Source organism: Yoonia sp. SS1-5, from assembly GCF_038443705.2.
GTDB classification, from domain to species: Bacteria; Pseudomonadota; Alphaproteobacteria; order Rhodobacterales; family Rhodobacteraceae; genus Yoonia; species Yoonia rhodophyticola.
Map to the genome: position 1 here is coordinate 3058097 of NZ_CP151767.2, position 16625 is coordinate 3074721.

19 protein-coding genes are annotated in these 16625 nt (G+C 57.1%); 12 read left to right on the forward strand and 7 right to left on the reverse strand.

Going from position 1 to position 16625, the window contains the following annotated elements; all coding sequences use genetic code 11:
- Window positions 1-102 precede the first annotated feature (102 nt).
- Window positions 103-1701 (reverse strand): phosphoenolpyruvate carboxykinase, encoded by a 1599-nt coding sequence (locus tag AABB31_RS16555; protein WP_342077105.1) that lies wholly within the window; start codon window positions 1699-1701, stop codon window positions 103-105.
- A gap of 301 nt (window positions 1702-2002) precedes the next feature.
- Between AABB31_RS16555 and AABB31_RS16560 the strand changes: the two genes are divergently transcribed.
- The 7 genes from AABB31_RS16560 to AABB31_RS16590 are packed head-to-tail and all read left to right on the forward strand — an operon-like array spanning window position 2003 to window position 7363.
- On the forward strand, window positions 2003-2704 hold the full coding sequence (locus tag AABB31_RS16560) for a response regulator transcription factor (protein WP_342077104.1): 702 nt from the start codon (window positions 2003-2005) through the stop codon (window positions 2702-2704).
- Between the two features lie 13 nt (window positions 2705-2717).
- Complete coding sequence (locus tag AABB31_RS16565) at window positions 2718-4454, forward strand: sensor histidine kinase (protein WP_342077103.1); 1737 nt, start codon at window positions 2718-2720, stop codon at window positions 4452-4454.
- Window positions 4454-4888, forward strand: a complete 435-nt coding sequence (locus AABB31_RS16570; protein ID WP_373635028.1) for an HPr kinase/phosphorylase — start codon at window positions 4454-4456, stop codon at window positions 4886-4888. The genes AABB31_RS16565 and AABB31_RS16570 overlap by 1 nt, the downstream gene beginning before the upstream one ends.
- Window positions 4885-5805 carry an RNase adapter RapZ gene (gene rapZ / locus AABB31_RS16575; protein WP_373635030.1) on the forward strand — a complete coding sequence of 307 codons (921 nt, stop codon included), beginning with the start codon at window positions 4885-4887 and terminating at the stop codon, window positions 5803-5805. Before AABB31_RS16570 ends, rapZ begins: the two co-directional genes overlap by 4 nt.
- Window positions 5802-6197, forward strand: coding sequence for a PTS fructose transporter subunit IIA (locus AABB31_RS16580; protein ID WP_342077101.1), 396 nt, complete (start codon window positions 5802-5804; stop codon window positions 6195-6197). The genes rapZ and AABB31_RS16580 overlap by 4 nt, the downstream gene beginning before the upstream one ends.
- Window positions 6194-6463 (forward strand): HPr family phosphocarrier protein, encoded by a 270-nt coding sequence (locus tag AABB31_RS16585; protein WP_342077100.1) that lies wholly within the window; start codon window positions 6194-6196, stop codon window positions 6461-6463. The genes AABB31_RS16580 and AABB31_RS16585 overlap by 4 nt, the downstream gene beginning before the upstream one ends.
- A gap of 33 nt (window positions 6464-6496) precedes the next feature.
- A complete protein-coding gene (locus AABB31_RS16590; protein ID WP_342077099.1) occupies window positions 6497-7363 on the forward strand; it encodes a lysophospholipid acyltransferase family protein in 867 nt (288 codons plus the stop codon).
- Between the two features lie 9 nt (window positions 7364-7372).
- Here AABB31_RS16590 and AABB31_RS16595 read toward each other — a convergent pair whose 3' ends face one another.
- Window positions 7373-8248 (reverse strand): 3-hydroxybutyryl-CoA dehydrogenase, encoded by an 876-nt coding sequence (locus AABB31_RS16595; protein ID WP_373635032.1) that lies wholly within the window; start codon window positions 8246-8248, stop codon window positions 7373-7375.
- A 155-nt stretch (window positions 8249-8403) separates the two neighbouring features.
- Between AABB31_RS16595 and AABB31_RS16600 the strand changes: the two genes are divergently transcribed.
- The 4 genes from AABB31_RS16600 to AABB31_RS16615 all read left to right on the forward strand — a co-directional run bounded on the left by AABB31_RS16600 (window position 8404) and on the right by AABB31_RS16615 (window position 11341).
- Window positions 8404-9255 carry a DUF6473 family protein gene (locus AABB31_RS16600; RefSeq protein ID WP_342077098.1) on the forward strand — a complete coding sequence of 284 codons (852 nt, stop codon included), beginning with the start codon at window positions 8404-8406 and terminating at the stop codon, window positions 9253-9255.
- A gap of 131 nt (window positions 9256-9386) precedes the next feature.
- On the forward strand, window positions 9387-9737 hold the full coding sequence (locus tag AABB31_RS16605) for a transposase (protein ID WP_373635812.1): 351 nt from the start codon (window positions 9387-9389) through the stop codon (window positions 9735-9737).
- Window positions 9738-9866: 129 nt separating this feature from the next.
- Entirely contained in the window at window positions 9867-10424 is a 558-nt protein-coding gene (locus AABB31_RS16610; RefSeq protein WP_373634885.1) for a transposase, read from the forward strand.
- Between the two features lie 239 nt (window positions 10425-10663).
- Window positions 10664-11341, forward strand: coding sequence for a hypothetical protein (locus tag AABB31_RS16615; RefSeq protein ID WP_342077096.1), 678 nt, complete (start codon window positions 10664-10666; stop codon window positions 11339-11341).
- Between the two features lie 89 nt (window positions 11342-11430).
- Here the strand turns inward: AABB31_RS16615 and AABB31_RS16620 are convergent, their stop codons facing one another.
- The 4 genes from AABB31_RS16620 to AABB31_RS16635 all read right to left on the reverse strand — a co-directional run bounded on the left by AABB31_RS16620 (window position 11431) and on the right by AABB31_RS16635 (window position 15203).
- Window positions 11431-12810: an IS1182 family transposase gene (locus AABB31_RS16620; RefSeq protein ID WP_342075069.1), complete on the reverse strand. Its 1380-nt coding sequence runs from the start codon at window positions 12808-12810 to the stop codon at window positions 11431-11433.
- 207 nt (window positions 12811-13017) lie between these two features.
- Window positions 13018-13944 (reverse strand): FAD-binding protein, encoded by a 927-nt coding sequence (locus AABB31_RS16625; protein WP_342077095.1) that lies wholly within the window; start codon window positions 13942-13944, stop codon window positions 13018-13020.
- Window positions 13944-14702 (reverse strand): electron transfer flavoprotein subunit beta/FixA family protein, encoded by a 759-nt coding sequence (locus AABB31_RS16630; RefSeq protein ID WP_342077094.1) that lies wholly within the window; start codon window positions 14700-14702, stop codon window positions 13944-13946. Before AABB31_RS16630 ends, AABB31_RS16625 begins: the two co-directional genes overlap by 1 nt.
- Before the next feature lie 96 nt (window positions 14703-14798).
- Window positions 14799-15203 (reverse strand): MerR family transcriptional regulator, encoded by a 405-nt coding sequence (locus AABB31_RS16635; RefSeq protein ID WP_342077093.1) that lies wholly within the window; start codon window positions 15201-15203, stop codon window positions 14799-14801.
- A gap of 92 nt (window positions 15204-15295) precedes the next feature.
- Between AABB31_RS16635 and AABB31_RS16640 the strand changes: the two genes are divergently transcribed.
- Window positions 15296-15550: a zinc ribbon domain-containing protein gene (locus tag AABB31_RS16640; protein WP_373635035.1), complete on the forward strand. Its 255-nt coding sequence runs from the start codon at window positions 15296-15298 to the stop codon at window positions 15548-15550.
- Between the two features lie 69 nt (window positions 15551-15619).
- On the opposite strand, the gene AABB31_RS16645 is transcribed toward AABB31_RS16640, so the two are convergent.
- Window positions 15620-16624, reverse strand: a complete 1005-nt coding sequence (locus AABB31_RS16645) for an NAD(P)-dependent alcohol dehydrogenase (RefSeq protein WP_373635036.1) — start codon at window positions 16622-16624, stop codon at window positions 15620-15622.
- Window position 16625 lies beyond the last annotated feature (1 nt).

Here is a 16625-nt window from a genome sequence, read left to right on the forward strand (position 1 = left end):
TCTTCCTATTCGTACCTGACAGGTTGTCTGCTTTGCTGCTGCTTCACACGCGCAGATGCGCAAGTGGCCGGGGTTTGCATCCAAACCCCATGCCATCTTTGCCTAGCCAATCGCAGCAGCCTTCACGTCGTCGTCAATAAAGGGCACATACTTCTCAAAATTGTCGCTGAACATCGCCACAAGTTTTGTGGCCTGCTTGTCATAGGCCGACGCGTCTGCCCAGGTTGAACGCGGGTCCAGCAAGCCATCATCTACCCCGTCAACCGAAACAGGTACCTCAAAACCGAAATGCGGATCCTTGCGGAAGCTGCTTTCGATCAATGTCCCGTCAAGTGCGGCCGATAGCAATGCGCGTGTCGCCTTGATCGGCATCCGAGACCCGACACCATATGCTCCGCCCGTCCAGCCGGTATTGACCAGCCAACAAGTCGCGCCATGGCTTGCGATCTTGCGGCGCAACAGGTTGCCGTATGCTTCGGGACGGCGCGGCATGAATGGTGCCCCAAAACAGGTGCTGAATGTGGGTTCAGGTTCTGTCACCCCGCGTTCTGTTCCGGCTACTTTGGATGTAAAGCCCGACAGGAAATGATACATCGCCTGTGCCGGCGTCAGCCGGGCAATTGGTGGCAGAACGCCGAATGCATCACAGGTCAGCATGATGATATTCTTTGGATGTCCGCCAAGCGCACTTTCGGATGTGTTCGAAATATAGTGCAGCGGATAGGCGCAGCGCATGTTGGCGGTCAGGCTGTCATCCTCGAAATCAAGCTCTTTGGTGTCCGGATCGAACACCATGTTTTCGATCACGGTATGGGGCATCTCGCAGGTTGCGTAGATATCAGGCTCTGCCTCGGCGCTCAGGTTGATTGTCTTGGCGTAGCAGCCGCCCTCGAAATTGAAAGTGCCCCGATCAGACCAGCCATGTTCATCATCACCGATCAGAACGCGTGACGGGTCTGCCGAAAGCGTGGTTTTCCCTGTGCCAGAAAGACCGAAGAACACGGCCGTATCAACCGGGTTGCCGGGGGCATGATTGGCCGAGCAATGCATCGGCATAATACCCTTTTCGGGCAGGAGATAATTCAGCAGGGTAAAGACAGATTTCTTATTTTCGCCCGCATATTCCGTGCCTGCGATCAGGATCATCTTCTTGTCGAAATTCAGCGTGATGACCGTATCAGACCGGCAACCGTGCCGTTCCGGATCGGCCTTGAAGGAGGGGCAGTTGATGATTGTGAAGTCCGGCGTGAAGGTCGCAAGCTCCGATCGCTCGGGGCGGCGCAGCATGTGGCGGATGAAAAGCCCGTGCCATGTCAGCTCTGTGATGACGCGCACATCCAGTCGGTGGGCCGGATCCGCGCCGCCGAACAGATCCTGCACATCATAGCTGCCGCCCTGCATATGGGCCAGCATGTCGGTATAGAGCTGATCAAATTTGGCGGGCTCCATCGGCGGGTTGTTTTCCCACCAGATCGTGTCTTCGACATCGGGTGTGCGGACAACGAATTTATCCTTCGGAGAGCGGCCCGTATGCTTGCCGGTCGACACCAGAAACGTCCCGCCCTTGCCGTTCACCCCTTCGCCAGCAGCGACCGCAGCGTCCTGCAATTCCTGCTCGGTCCGGTTGTAATAGACATAACCCAGCCCGGTGATGCCTTGATCTTCAAGTTTCATCTCGGGGTTGACCTGACCTTGGTCCATGGGTTCGCTCCTTAAAATATCGGCCGGAAGTGGCCAGCGACCCGTTATGCATAACACTATGTTTTTAAGGCCGGATAGTCCGGTTTGTCGCAGTTAGCGCAACCAATTCAGTGTTAGCGCAACCAAATTCAAGAGATTGGAAACAATTGCCGCGTAGGTACATTGCCAATTGCAAAAATGAACCAATGCGCCGCACGAAAGGGGCGCAGGCGGAGTTAGGGATTGATTCGTCCGCGCAAAAAGATGAAAACTCTCCTAGAAGGTTCAAAAACAACATCAAATACTATCGAGGGGGCAACCCATGTCCAGAATCGCGTTGGTCGACGATGACCGCAATATCCTGACCTCGGTGTCGATGACACTTGAGGCTGAAGGATTCGAGGTCGAGACCTATAATGACGGTCAGTCTGCCCTCGAGGCTTTCAATAAACGCATGCCCGACATGGCGGTTCTTGATATCAAGATGCCCCGCATGGATGGTATGGATCTGCTTCAGCGACTGCGCCAGAAGACGTCGATGCCCGTGATCTTCCTGACCTCCAAGGACGACGAGATTGACGAAGTCTTGGGCCTGCGGATGGGCGCGGATGACTATGTGAAAAAGCCGTTTTCGCAGCGTCTGCTGGTGGAGCGTATCCGCGCGCTGCTGCGTCGTCAGGATGCCATCGCCGGCGAAGAGATTGAAGAAACCGAAGAAACCAAGGTCATGGTGCGTGGTGAGTTGGTCATGGACCCGCTGCGCCACGCCGTGAAATGGAAAGGGCGGGACGTTTCGCTGACAGTGACCGAATTTCTGTTGCTGCAGGCGCTGGCCCAACGCCCCGGTTTCGTCAAAAGCCGCGATCAGTTGATGGATGTGGCCTATGATGATCAGGTGTATGTCGATGACCGCACGATCGACAGCCACATCAAACGTCTGCGCAAGAAGATGCGTAACACGGATGACGAGTTTTCTGCGATTGAGACGCTTTACGGCATCGGATACCGCTACAACGAAGAGTAACATGAGTTAAGGCATGACAGCCGCCCCGAAGATTGACGTACGCGACCTCAAGTCCGTGCGCGCTGCCGCGCGTACGCCTGATCTTGTACTCGGGGATGACTGGGTTGATCCCGAAATCGTCGAACCCGAGGGGATAGCGGATAGTCAACGCCAGCGTGGTGTCTATGCCCTGCGTGGATCCCCGATTGCCCGCAAGATTGTAACCTTCAACCTGATCGCGCTTATTCTACTGATCGCTGGCGTGCTGTATCTGAACCCGTCCCGGGATAACCTTGCCTATCAGCGTGCCAAGGGTCTGGTGAACGAGGCGCAACTGATCGCCGATGTTTTTGAGGCGCAATTGCCGACGATGGCGCCGGTCAATCTGGCGACGGCCGATGGGATCAACCCTGCGGCAACCCTTGCAGGTTTGAACCTGCGCGGCGGGGTTGAGGTTTCAGTATACACAACCGATGCCACCCTGGTTGCGACAGCCACCGGCCGATTGGCCGCAAATGAGATTGCGGAACTGGATATCCAGGCCGGTGGTACGTTTATCACCGACTTTCTGGGCGCGGTGTGGAACATATTTGTGGGGTTGCTCACTTTTAACGATGATCAACGAACGCCCGAAGAACAGCTGATAGAATTGTCCCAGGAAAGCGTCCGCGCCGCAATCGAGGGGGGCACGCTCTTGGGCGCGTCCTCAATCGGCGGTGTCACAAGCTTTATCGTGACCACACCGATCATGCGCGACGGCCAGGCAGTGGGCGTTATTGGCGTGACCACCGCGGCGGGGGAGGTCGACAGCCTGGTGCGCCGCGAGCGCGAGCAGGTCTTGCGCCTGTTTCTGGTCGGGATCATGGTCAGCATCGGCTTGAGCCTTGTGTTGGCATCAACCATCGCAAACCCGCTGGCTGATCTGGCGACAGCGGCCGAGGCAAGCCACGAAAAGAACGCCCGAAAAATGTCACCGGTCAAGGTGCGCATCCCCGACCTGACCGCCCGCCCGGACGAGATCGGGCGTCTATCGGGGGCTTTGCGCGGCATGGTTTCAGCGCTCTACGAGCGGATTGAAGGTAACGAACAATTTGCCGCCGACGTTGCCCACGAAATCAAGAACCCGCTTGCGTCGCTGCGATCTGCGGTCGGCACCATGCGCGTGGCCAAGCGGGATGACCAGCGCGAGAAGCTGCTTGAAGTGATCGAGCATGATGTGAAACGTCTTGACCGGCTGGTCAGCGATATTTCAAACGCCTCGCGGCTTGATAGTGAGCTGGTCAAGGAAGAAGAGGAAACATTCGATCTTCTGACGATGCTTGGCAATATCATTGATTTCCTTGGCAAAGACGCCGCCGATCGCGGGATCGAATTTATCGCCGATATGCCCGAGCAACCCATCGAAGTGCAGGGCCTTGAAGGCAGGTTGGCCCAGGTCTTTGTCAACCTGATCACCAATGCGGTGTCGTTCTGCGAAGATGGCGATGCTATTCGGATCTGGGCCCGCAAACGTCAGAACCGCGTTCTGGTCGTGGTCGAGGATACCGGTCCCGGCATCCCGGACGAGGCATTGGCCAAGATTTTCCAGCGCTTCTATTCCGAACGCCCCGAAGGTCAGTTCGGCAATAATTCCGGCCTTGGGCTGGCGATTTCCAAACAGATCGTCGAGGCGCATGGCGGTGTGATCTGGGCAGAAAATATCCGGCCCACCGACGCTGATGCGACGTCAGAGCCGTTGGGCGCGCGGTTTGTGGTCGGCCTGCCGGTCTAGTGGCGCTATCCGACGCCGACCAACCTGTGCATGCAAGCTGCGTGGCGTGGCAATCGCAAGGGGTGCTGATTACGGGGGCATCGGGCGCCGGGAAATCCGCGCTTGCCCTGATATTGATGGGCTTTGGGTGTGATCTGGTCGCTGATGACCGTGTTTGCCTGCGCCGCGCCGGTGATCGGCTGCTGGCGACCGCACCGGACACAACCCAGGGCCTGATCGAGGCGCGGGGGATCGGGATATTGCAAGCCCAGCCCCGACAGCAGGCCGAAATTGTCCTGATGGTTGACCTGGATCAGACCAGCGCAGAGCGGCTGCCCCCCCGACGCAAGGTCACGGTTTTGGGATTGGAAAGACCCTTGATATATGGGGTAACAGGCCCACATTTTGCACCGGCAATCATTCAAATCCTCAAAGCGGGTTGGAGCGACCGATGACCGTCTCGTCACTTGATACGCCGAAAGATACACTTGCCGTGGTTCTTGTGACCGGCCCGTCAGGTGCGGGCCGATCAACCGCGATCAATGCGCTTGAGGACCTCGGATATGAGGTGATCGACAATCTGCCACTGTCCCTGTTGCCGCGACTTCTGGAAGGTCCGCCACCGAACCGGCCGCTGGCGCTGGGTCTGGATGTGCGCAACCGGGACTTTGGGACCAACGCCCTGATCCAGACGATTGACCGGCTGTCCGCCGAAGGGCAGCCCGCTGTGCAGGTGCTGTATCTTGACGCCGCAGAAGAAGAGTTGCTGCGCCGCTATTCCGAGACGCGACGCAGGCATCCGCTTGCCCCTGCCGGTCCCCCGCTGGCCGGCATCGCGCGCGAGCGTGACCTGTTGGTTCCGATCCGGGCGCGGGCAGATGTGCTGATCGACACGACCGGGCTGTCGCCCCACGACCTGCGCGCCGAGATCGAGCGATGGTTTGGTGGCGAGGATGGGCGCCCGATTGGGGTCACGGTGCATTCGTTCTCGTATAAGCGCGGGCTGCCGCGTGGTATGGATATCGTGATTGATTGCCGGTTTTTGCGAAACCCCCATTGGGAGGCCGCGCTGCGCCCGTTGGATGGGCGGGATTCTGCGGTGGCGATCTATGTGGCAGAGGACCCGCGCTTTGATCCGTTCTTTGAGCGGGTAAAGGCGCTGATTGATCTGGTCCTGCCCGCGCATACAGACGAGGGCAAATCGCACCTGTCCATCGGGTTCGGATGTACCGGGGGGCAACACCGGTCTGTCGCAGTGACGGAACGGCTTGCATCCGCTCTTGCGCAGGACGGATGGCAGGTGTCTAAACGGCATCGGGAAATGGAACGGCGCGATGGGCACGCGCTTGCGGAAAAGGGACAAGGGGTGTGATTGGTATCGTGATTGTTGCGCATGGTGGGCTTGCGCGCGAGTATCTTGCGGCGGTTGAACATGTGGTTGGCGAACAGCCCGGCATGACGAGCATCACCATTGGCGCCGATGACGACAGGGCCGCCAAACAATCTGAAATCTGTTCAGCGGCGGACGCGGTTGACACTGGCAGCGGCGTGGTGATTGTGACGGACATGTTCGGCGGATCACCTTCCAACCTGTCCCTTCGCGCCTGTCGGCCGGAAAATCGTCGCATCCTCTATGGCGCCAACCTGCCCATGTTGATCAAGCTGGCAAAGTCCCGCAAGCGCACTGTGCCTGACGCGGTCGAGGCCGCGATTGCCGCTGCGCATAAATATATTGATTGCCACAATGGCGGCCTGCCCCAATGACCACCAGCCGGCTGAAGATCGAGAATATCAAGGGTTTGCACGCCCGCGCATCCGCACGGTTGGTCGAAGTGGTTGAAAGCTTTGACGCAGACGCCACAATCAGCAAGGATGGGATCGAGGCCAGCGGCAACAGTATCATGGGCCTTTTGATGTTGGCAGCTTCGGTGGGAACCTATATCGAAGTAGCTACAAGTGGGCCGCAGGCAGATGCGCTTATGGCCGCGTTGACAGAGCTTGTCGCTGACAAGTTCGGAGAACCAGATTAGGCGAGGCGGGCAAGGCCCGGATAGGACGACCGTTTGACAGAAACGACCCGGCATATCACTGCGCCCGATGTCCCGCCGCGCGTCTATGACAGGCGCAGCCTGACATATTCCAACACATTCGACAGTCCGGTAAAGCGCAACATCATCCGCACGATCGAGTGGTTTACCGGCAAGATTCATATCATTCGGATGATCCGGAAATTCGAGAAGCAGGGCAAATTTCACGGCCAGGCCTTTTGGCGCGGTGCCTTGGATGTGATGGGTATTGACCTGCTGACCCCGGCAGAACAGTTGGCCCGTATTCCCAAAACCGGCCCTGTTGTGCTGGTCGCAAATCACCCGCATGGCATGGTTGACGGGATGATCATGGCCGATCTTATTGGCAAGGTCCGGACAGACTATCGCATTCTGACCCGCTCTATCCTCACTGGCATTGATCAGGATGCATCGGATTTCATGATCCCGGTTCCGTTTCCACACGAGCCGGATGCACAGCAAAAAATGGTCGAGATGCGGCGCGCGGCGATGGATCATTTGAAAAATGACGGTCTGGTGGCCTTGTTCCCATCCGGGGTTGTCGCGTCATCTGATACGATGTTCGGCCCCGCGCAAGAGGCGGAATGGAATGTCTTCACCGCCAAGATGATCCGGATATCCGGGGCGACTGTTGTGCCATGCTTCTTTCCGGGCGCGAATTCGCGTTGGTATCAGATCGCGAACCGGATTTCGGCGACTTTGCGTCAAAGCCTCTTGCTGCATGAAATCGTGCATGCCTGCGGCAAACCGCAGAAACCGGTGATCGGCACACCGTTTGAAAAGGCTGACGTCGACGCCCGCCTGAGCGAGCCGCGCGCCTTCATGGCCTGGCTGCGCGAGAACACGCTGGCCCTACGCGAGTAGGCGCGCGCCCTACCGGGTCGGAACCGGCGTATCGCCTCTGTAGTCGTAAAATCCGCGCTTTGATTTGCGCCCCAGCCAGCCCGCCTCGACATATTTGGTCAAAAGCGGGCAGGGGCGATATTTGGTATCCGCCAAGCCATCATGCAGCACATTCATGATCGCCAGACAGGTATCCAGCCCAATGAAATCCGCCAGCTCCAGCGGCCCCATCGGATGATTGGCGCCCAGCTTCAGCGATGTATCAATGGACTTCACTGAACCGACACCCTCGTAGAGAGTATATATCGCTTCGTTGATCATCGGCATCAGGATGCGATTGACGATAAAGGCCGGGAAATCCTCGGCCGTGGCGGATGTTTTGCCCAATTTCTCGACGACGGCATGGCAGGCCTGAAATGTCGGCTCGTCGGTTGCGATGCCGCGGATCAGCTCGACAAGCTGCATGATGGGCACGGGGTTCATGAAATGAAACCCCATGAACTTTTCCGGCCTGTCCGTGCGTGACGCCAGTCGGGTGATCGAGATTGACGAGGTGTTCGAGGTCAGGATCGTGTCGGGTTTCAGATGCGGGACAAGATCTTCGAAGATCGCGGTTTTCACCGTTTCGCGTTCGGTCGCGGCCTCAATGATCAGATCGGTCGGCCCCAGATCTGTCAGGCGCGTCGTTGTCGCAATCCGGGCCATCGCGTCGGTTTTTTCGGCGTCGGTGATCAACGTTCGGCTGACCTGCCGGTCCAGATTGCGCGCGATTAGCGAGGTTGCGCTGGTCAAGGCATCTTCGCTGATATCAGTCAGCAGCACCTCATATCCCGCCAGTGCAAAGACATGGGCAATGCCGTTTCCCATTTGGCCGGCGCCCACGACGCCCACACGTTCAATCGCCATTGCAGTCCCCTGTCTGGTTCACCGGCACCTTATGCTGCAGCGCGGCCCAGCTTCAAGGTCAGGGCCCGTGGAAAACTTATATACAATTGGCCCTTTAGTGATTTCTCAAGCGATTTGGGCGAATCTGACTTGGGAAAAAAGGAGTGGTGGTACAAATGAAGCATGAAAATATCGAGGATGGTGACCTGTCATATGCGCCGTGTCGCTATGGTAGTTCACGGATCCTGTTTCGCGGACCCCGGCGTCGCCTTGATCAGCCCTATATTGCCTTTATCGGCGGGACAGAGACTTACGGCAAATTCGTCGCAAAGCCGTTCCCGGCGCTTGTCGAAAAGGCCATGCGCCAAACCTGTGTCAACCTTGGTTGCGTGAATGGCGGCATTGATGCCTTCGTGAACGATGCAACCGTGATGGGAATTTGCCACGACGCGGATATGACCGTCGTTCAGATCATGGGCGCCAATTTCCTGTCGAACCGGTTCTATTCAGTGCACCCGCGTCGGAATGACCGGTTCTTGCGGGCATCAACCGTTCTTCAGGCCATCTACAGCGATGTCGATTTCTCGGAGTTTTCGTTCATTCGGCATATGCTTGGGGCGCTGCATACAAAGTCGCCCGAACGGTTCGATATCGTCGTGGCAGAACTGCGCGAGGCCTGGCTTGCACGGATGAAAAACATGCTGACGCAGATCGGGCCGCGCAGCATCCTTTTATGGTTCTCGGAAGAAGAGTTGAACGATCAGGATTGGTCCGAAAGGTCCAGTCAGCTGCAAAGCGATCCGCTGTTCATCACCGCCAGCATGGTCGAGGAGTTGCGGCCATTGGTCAAAGATGTGGTCGTCGTCAATCCATCTGAGGACGCGCTGGCCGAGGGCACAAAAGGCATGCAGTTTCGTGAAAGCCAAAGCGCGCTTGCGTCCGAAATGCTGGGTGTCCGCTGCCATGCCGAGGCTGGTATGAAATTGGTGCAGTCGCTGCGGGAAAGTCTTTACGCGATGCAGGAGTAAAAAAATACCATGCTGGACGGCGGCGCGGCTGACTGCTGCGATGCCGGAACATTCCCAACCAAGGAGTTTCCAGCATCGTCAAGAAAGCAACACGTATTTCGCGGTTTCTAGCAGCCGTCGAAGATCGTCCGATCTATGTCGGTCTTGATGTCCACAAGAAGACTTATTCAGTTGCGCTGTTCGATCCAGAAGACGGGATCGTAGAGACCTATACTTGTCCATCCGGCCAAGAGGCGCTGGCCGATCAACCGTCAGGGCTTGGATGTCAGATCGCGCATGTCGTGTATGAATCGGGTCCGACGGGGTTCGCCTTGTCGCGTGCCTTGGAGCGGGCAGGTTTCGCAGTCTCCGTGATTGCTGCTTCTCGCATTCCACGCGGTTACGCAGCGGCGGCCAAGACTGACCGTATTGATGCAGTGAAGCTGGCGAACTATTTCGCGCGGGGTTTGCTGCGCCCGATTGCCATTCCCACCGTCGAGTAGGAAGGCTATCGCGCCCTTGTTCGGCGGCGGAAGCGGATCGCGGAAAGTCGAGGCAAGATCGAACAGAAGATCAAAGGCTTTCTTCTGGCCTCCGGTATCGACGAACCTCCAAGCCTACAGAAGTGGTCATTGGCGGCGTCCGACGACCTGTCAGCACTGCCGATCCCACCCCAGCACCGTATGGCACTTGCCTCGATGGTCCGCGAGTATCTTTTCCTACTTTCCGAGGACAAGCTGCTGCGTGCTGAGATCAGGACAGCAACGATGCGGATGCATCCTGACCGTTTCAAACGGCTGACGTCCATCATTGGGGTGGGGGAGACTGCGGCGTCGCATTTTCTCGCTGAACTGTTTTCACCAGAGCGCTTCAACCGGGCGGAAGAAGTCACCTCATATCTTGGGCTCGCACCAGTGGTCAGCCAAAGCGGCAACAGCAAAGCGCGGGCAAAGCTGCGCCCGGTTGGACAAAAACGCTTGCGCGGCATTCTTGTCGAGGCCGCGTGGCAATGGACCTGGCGCGATCCAGAAGCTAAGGCCATCTACAATCATCATTTCGCGAAGCATGGGATCGGGCAGAAGGCCATTGTCGCCGTCGCCCGCAAGCTCGCGATCAAGCTCTGGCGCATGACGGTGGAAACGCCGCCTTCGCCAGTCGAGGGTGTCGCGCGCGGGGCCTGGTCGGGATAACCGACAACAAAAAAGGGCGGCACCCTCATCAACCGGCGCGTACCGAAAACGGTACTTGGTGATCCTGCATCCTGACAGGCACGAATAAGAAAAGGCTTACGCAGACCGGGTAACATCGCTGTTTTGGCTTCAATCCGCCGCGCACAAAGCGAGCGGATAAGGCTGATGTGCGACCGATCAATGACTGATGTGCGGCCATTGATGCCGTTGACGATTTGCATGCGAGGCCGCAAAACTCGATGCTTAGTTTGTCAGATTGCGAGCCGTTCAACATGATTCCAAAATCACTTTTTGCTTTGCTGGATACAACTGAGATCATACATCCGACTTCAGTTCGGGAACTTAGAATATCCGATGGCACAGCGGTTATGGAAATTGATGGATTTCCATGGTGGCTCCCATTCGAGGACGCCAAGAAAATTCAAGAAGGCTCGGCAACTATTGAGTTTGATGAGATTTTGCGAGCGAAGTTAACCGAGTCTTGTCTTGCTTCCGTTCCATTGAGCAAAGACCCTTGCAGTGAAGACCTCGAAGAATTCAGCATCACTAATTTGGCGCAAGCGACTTGGAATAAGGTAAATTCCACTGAAGTTTTTTGCTCCGAGCCACTTAATGATCCACTTGCTTTTTTGACTTCACTGGACCGCTTTTTGACTGATACCGAATGCCCCTTTGGACACTCGGAGTTCGTCAATTGCGGCGAGGCTCTCGAGAAGTTCGTAAGTCTGTCTAAGTTGGACATGTTCCAGATCGCGAAAGGGCCAGATGCCATATGCCAGATGATATCTGAAGAACTCAACAGGCAAGGCGTTAAGCACACAACCACACAGACAGATGTTTCATATGCGACCGGGTTTTTGGTTCTATGGTGGGATGGGTTCTTAATCTGTAAGGGCGCCAAGATTTATTGGAGTTAAAGCCCAAAAGCCACTATGGGCGGATTGTGTTGAAAAACTCGGCTTGAGAGGTGCCTTCGCTTGCGGATTTAGTTTGGCCAGCGTTGATCTTACGCCATCGCCGGGCCTGCTGGGCGCAGCTTTGCAAGCTTCCGGAGGTTTTGGGCGGTTGCTGCGAGAAGGAACTCGTCTTTTACGCCGTTTGGTCCACGAAGGCGCAGGCGGTCGAGCCGCATGATCTTCTTGAGGTGTGCAAAGAGCATTTCGACCTTTTTTCGTCGCCTGCTTGCATCGGTATAGGCGTCGGTTTTGGCAATTTGGCGTGCTTTGTTGCGAGCTGCCTCATGAACATGTCTTGAGACGATGCGGGCGTCTTGGTTTGGGGTGCATTGGTCCTTGAGGGCGCAAGTCGCGCAGTGTGTTTTGCTCGCGTAGTAGCGCTTGATGCCATCCTTGCTGACGCCTGTCCGTGCGGTGCGCATCTTTCGCCAATATTTCTTGAGGGGATTGCCGCCAGGACATGTGTACTCATCAGTTTTCTGATCATAGCTGAAGTCGAGGTTTGAGAACGAACCATCTTTGCGATCCGATCTATCGATGACAGGAATGTGCGGGTCGATGTTCTGGTTCACCAGCCACCCCAGCATGTCGCCGGACCCGTAAGCGGTATCAGCGGCCAAACGATCAGGAAACAGGTCGAACCGATCTCGCGTGCGCGTCAGCATGGTGCGTGTCGCACCAACCTCGGCTTGGCGGATGGCACGAGAGGCTTCCACATCAAGGATGATCGCATGGTCGGTGTCGATCAGGTAGTTGGTCGAATAGGCAAAGAATGCTGGCCCTTTCAACGCACCCGTCCACTGGCTGGCTGGGTCAGAGAAAGACATGAACTTTGGTGTCACATCACTGGCCGCACCAAATGCGGTGTCATCCAAGGTCTCCAGATACTCCCGCACGGCCCTTGGCACGACCGCCGGATCAATCTTTGCCGTTTCCCATTCTGCCTTTGGTGCCGAGTACTGCTTGTTCGCATCGGCCTGGATTATGCTGGCATCCGTCGCAAAGGTCTCGCCGCCAACCAAGCCCTCTGCCATGCAACGCGCCACGACGGTCTCAAACAGATGCCGGAACAGATCGCTGTCACGGAACCGTCCATGTCGGTTTTTGGAAAAGGTCGAATGATCCGGGATCGGATCTGAGAGATCGAGCTTGCAAAACCAGCGGTAGGCGAGGTTCAGATGGACCTCTTCGCATAAGCGGCGTTCTGATCGGATGCCAAAGCAATATCCCACCAATAGCATTCGGATCATTAGTTCGGGGTCGATCGAAGGACGTCCAGTATGACTATAGAAATCCGCTAAATGAACACGAATTTTGCTCAGATCCGTGAACCGATCAATCGCCCGCAATAGGTGATCCGGCGGGATGTGATCCTCAAGCGAGAACTCATAGAACAATGCTGCTTGCGCTTCCTGCTTTGGTCCCATCATCGCGATAAATCCTCTGCATCAATGAAGAGATTGAATCAGGGTGCAGCACCCTAAACAAGCAGAGTTTTTCAACACAATCGGCGCAATCCTGCTATTTGAGAGCGGATTGAGTTATCGCAGCATCGAGCGTTCCACTTGACAAGTGTCCACATAAGAAAAGGCCCCGCGAAATACGCGAGCCCCTTACTATCTTGTGATGCGTCCGGATCAGAGCTTTTCTGTCAACGCAGGAACCGCCTCAAACAGGTCGGCAACAAGGCCGTAGTCGGCCACCTGGAAGATTGGCGCCTCTTCATCCTTGTTGATCGCAACGATGATCTTGCTGTCCTTCATCCCGGCAAGGTGCTGGATTGCGCCCGAGATGCCGACTGCCACATAAAGATCTGGTGCGACAACCTTGCCCGTCTGACCAACCTGCCAGTCATTTGGCGCGTAGCCGCTATCAACCGCCGCCCGTGATGCGCCGACAGCCGCGTTCAGCTTGTCAGCCAGCTTTTCAATCAGTGCGAAATCTTCCTCTGATCCCACGCCGCGGCCACCTGACACAACAACACCCGCTGATGTCAGCTCTGGCCGGTCGGAGGCTGCAACCTTGTCCTCGACCCATTCCGAAAGGCCGGGATCGCCAGCGGCCCCAATGGTTTCGACGGCCGCAGCGCCGCCCATACCTGCGGCATCAAAGCCTGCCGTCCGGATCGTCATGACTTTCTTGGCGTCAGCGGATTTCACGGTCTGGATCGCGTTGCCCGCGTAGATGGGGCGCTCAAACGTGTCGGCATCCACGATACCGGTCACCTCTGAGATCACCATTGCATCCAGCAGGGCGGCAACCCGTGGCATGACGTTTTTGGCGTCTGTCGTCCCGGGGGCGGCGATATGGGAATAATCGCCGGCCAAGGACACGATCAGGTCTGCGGTCGGTTCGGCCAGACGATGCCCAAGGGCAGCATCTTCGGCACAGAGTACCTTGGCCACACCGTCAATTTTGGCGGCTTCATCTGCCGCCGCCTTTGCATTTGCGCCCGCGCAAAGCACGGTCACATCGCCCAGTGCGGCTGCCGCTGTGACGGCCTTGGCCGTGGCATCAACTGCCAAGGCACCTTCGGTGACTTCACCAATGAGAAGAACAGCCATTATACAGCCCCCGCTTCTTTAAGTTTTTCGACCAGTTCGTCCACTGACCCAACGACGATGCCTGCCTTGCGGGCCTCTGGCTCTGTGGTGCTGACAATGCTCAGCCGTGGCGTGACATCAACGCCGTAGTCGGCGGGTGTCTTTTCATCCAACGGCTTTTTCTTGGCCTTCATGATGTTGGGCAGGGATGCATAGCGCGGTTCGTTCAGGCGTAGATCGACGCTGATGATGGTGGGCATGGACACCTTGATCGTCTGCAGACCGCCATCCACTTCGCGGGTGACCGTGGCGCTGTCGCCGTCGATATTCACCTCAGATGCGAATGTGGCCTGTGACCAACCCAGCAGTGCCGACAGCATCTGACCCGTCGCGTTCATGTCGTTGTCGATGGCCTGTTTGCCGCACAGGACCAGACCAGGGGCCTCTTCCTTGACGACAGCGGCCAAAAGCTTGGCAACGGCAAGTGGTTCGATATCTGTGTGCACGTCGTCCGCAGCGACAATCAAAATGGCCCGATCCGCGCCCATGGCCAGCGCCGTCCGCAGGGTTTCCTGCGATTGTTTGACGCCGATGGATACTGCGACAACCTCTTCGACCTTTCCTGCTTCGCGCAGGCGAATGGCCTCTTCGACGGCAATTTCATCAAACGGGTTCATGGACATTTTGACGTTGGCGAGATCGACACCTGAACCATCCGCTTTGACGCGAACCTTCACGTTGTAGTCGATCACGCGCTTGACGGGTACGAGGACCTTCATCTGCGTTTCTCTCCCTAAGAATCTGAGCTATTTTTGTCTCGGGACGTTACTATCCTGCACGCGCGGGCGAAAACAGTGCAAAATCGACGCGGGTCGTCATCCGGACGTCACGTCCTGCCGGTGCGCATGTTTCGACACCAAATCATCCGCATGCGGGCTGATTGCCGCCTTGGTTGCCAGCAGCACATCGCGCGTACGTTCGGCGGTGGCAATAATATGGTCCAAATGGCGGATGCGGGTTTCCAGAAAATCATCCAGATCAAAAGCCCCCAGTTCGCCATGTTCCATACAGTCCAGCAAGGTCTTCAGGTCGGCGATGGACAGGCCGGCATCGCGTGCATCCGTGATCATTCGCAGACGTTCGGCCGTATCGTCGGGGTAGTCCCTGTAGGTGTTTGACGGTTCATCCGATGGATTGGATCGGATCAGCCCCTGCCTTTCATAGTAACGCAGCGTGTCCCGCGACAGCCCTGTCAGGGCAGAAAGCGCACCAATACGCATCAGGCCTCCAAAACCATTGACTCCACTCCATGGTTTTATGACACTGGGGTCCATCCGGCAAGACCGGAACGACAGAACGGAAAGGACGAACCATGGGCCAGATATGTCAAAGCTGTGCGATGCCGATGAACAAGGATCCGGCTGGTGGTGGAACCGAGGCTGACGGATCGCGCAGCGCTAAATATTGTTCGCTATGCTATGATGAAGGCCGCTTTCGTATGCCCGATATCGACGTCGCCGGCATGCAGGCGTTCTGTATCGAGGCTTTGCAGAAAAAGGGCATGCCACGGTTCATGGGCTGGGTCTTTACCCGCTCGCTTCCGCGTCTGGAACGGTGGAAAACCTGACAGGCCGGCCCAAAGGAGCGCCGCAAAACCCCCGCCACCTTGCCGGGCGGGGGTTTATGTGGGCTCATATCAGCTGGCCAGTTGTTCGGCATTTTCAAGTGCTGAAAATGCAACCACGACATTCCCCTTCTTGTGCCCGGTATCCACATGGGCATGGGCCGCGATCATCTGATCTGCGGCAAAGCAGCGGTCGATCACCGGGTGGAACGCGCCTGCTGCGGTCAGGTCTACCACGGCTTGCAGGATCTCACGGCTTTCGGTGGCAACGCCCCCGATCAGCCGTTTGCCGCGTAATCGTGCCTTCAGCCCGCCGAAAATCATATCCGATGTGCTGCCCGCGATCAGCAGCATGCGCCCGCCCGGTCGCAAGGCATGTTGTGTCCGCGACCACGGCGCGCTGCCCACGGTATCGACAACAACATCATAGGTGGCGTCCTGATCGGTGAAGTCCTGCGTCTGGTAGTCAATGACCCTGTCGGCCCCAATGGCGCGCACCATATCCGCGTTCTTGCCGCTGCAAACGCCTGTGACATGCGCGCCCAGATGTTTGGCAATTTGGACCGCGGCAGATCCGGTCGACCCGGATGCCCCGTTGACCAACACACGCTCGCCGGCGCGCAGCTGTCCTTTGTTGACGAGGAAATCATAGGCGGTTGAAGCCCCGAACGGGATCGCGGTAGCTTGCGCAAAGCTGATATTTTCAGGTTTGCGCACCAGTTTGCCAGCCGCTGACATGGTGATGTATTCCGCATGCGCGCCAAACGCGGCACCAGGAAAACCGATCACCGCGTCGCCCGGATGATAGGCCGTGACGTTGGCCCCCACGGTTTCGACGACGCCCGAAAACTCGGTGCCCAGAACGGGTTTACGCGGTCCGGTGACGCCAAAAACCAATCGTCCGACCCAGCCCATGCCTGTTGGCATTGTCAGGCTGCGCGCCCGCCAATCCCCGGCGCTGACCGTTGTGGCCACAACCTTGATCAGCACCTCGTCGCGCTTTGGGACGGGTTTGCTGATTTCAACCCGTGTGACGACGTCGGGGGCGCCGTATTGTGAATAAGAATATGCAAACATG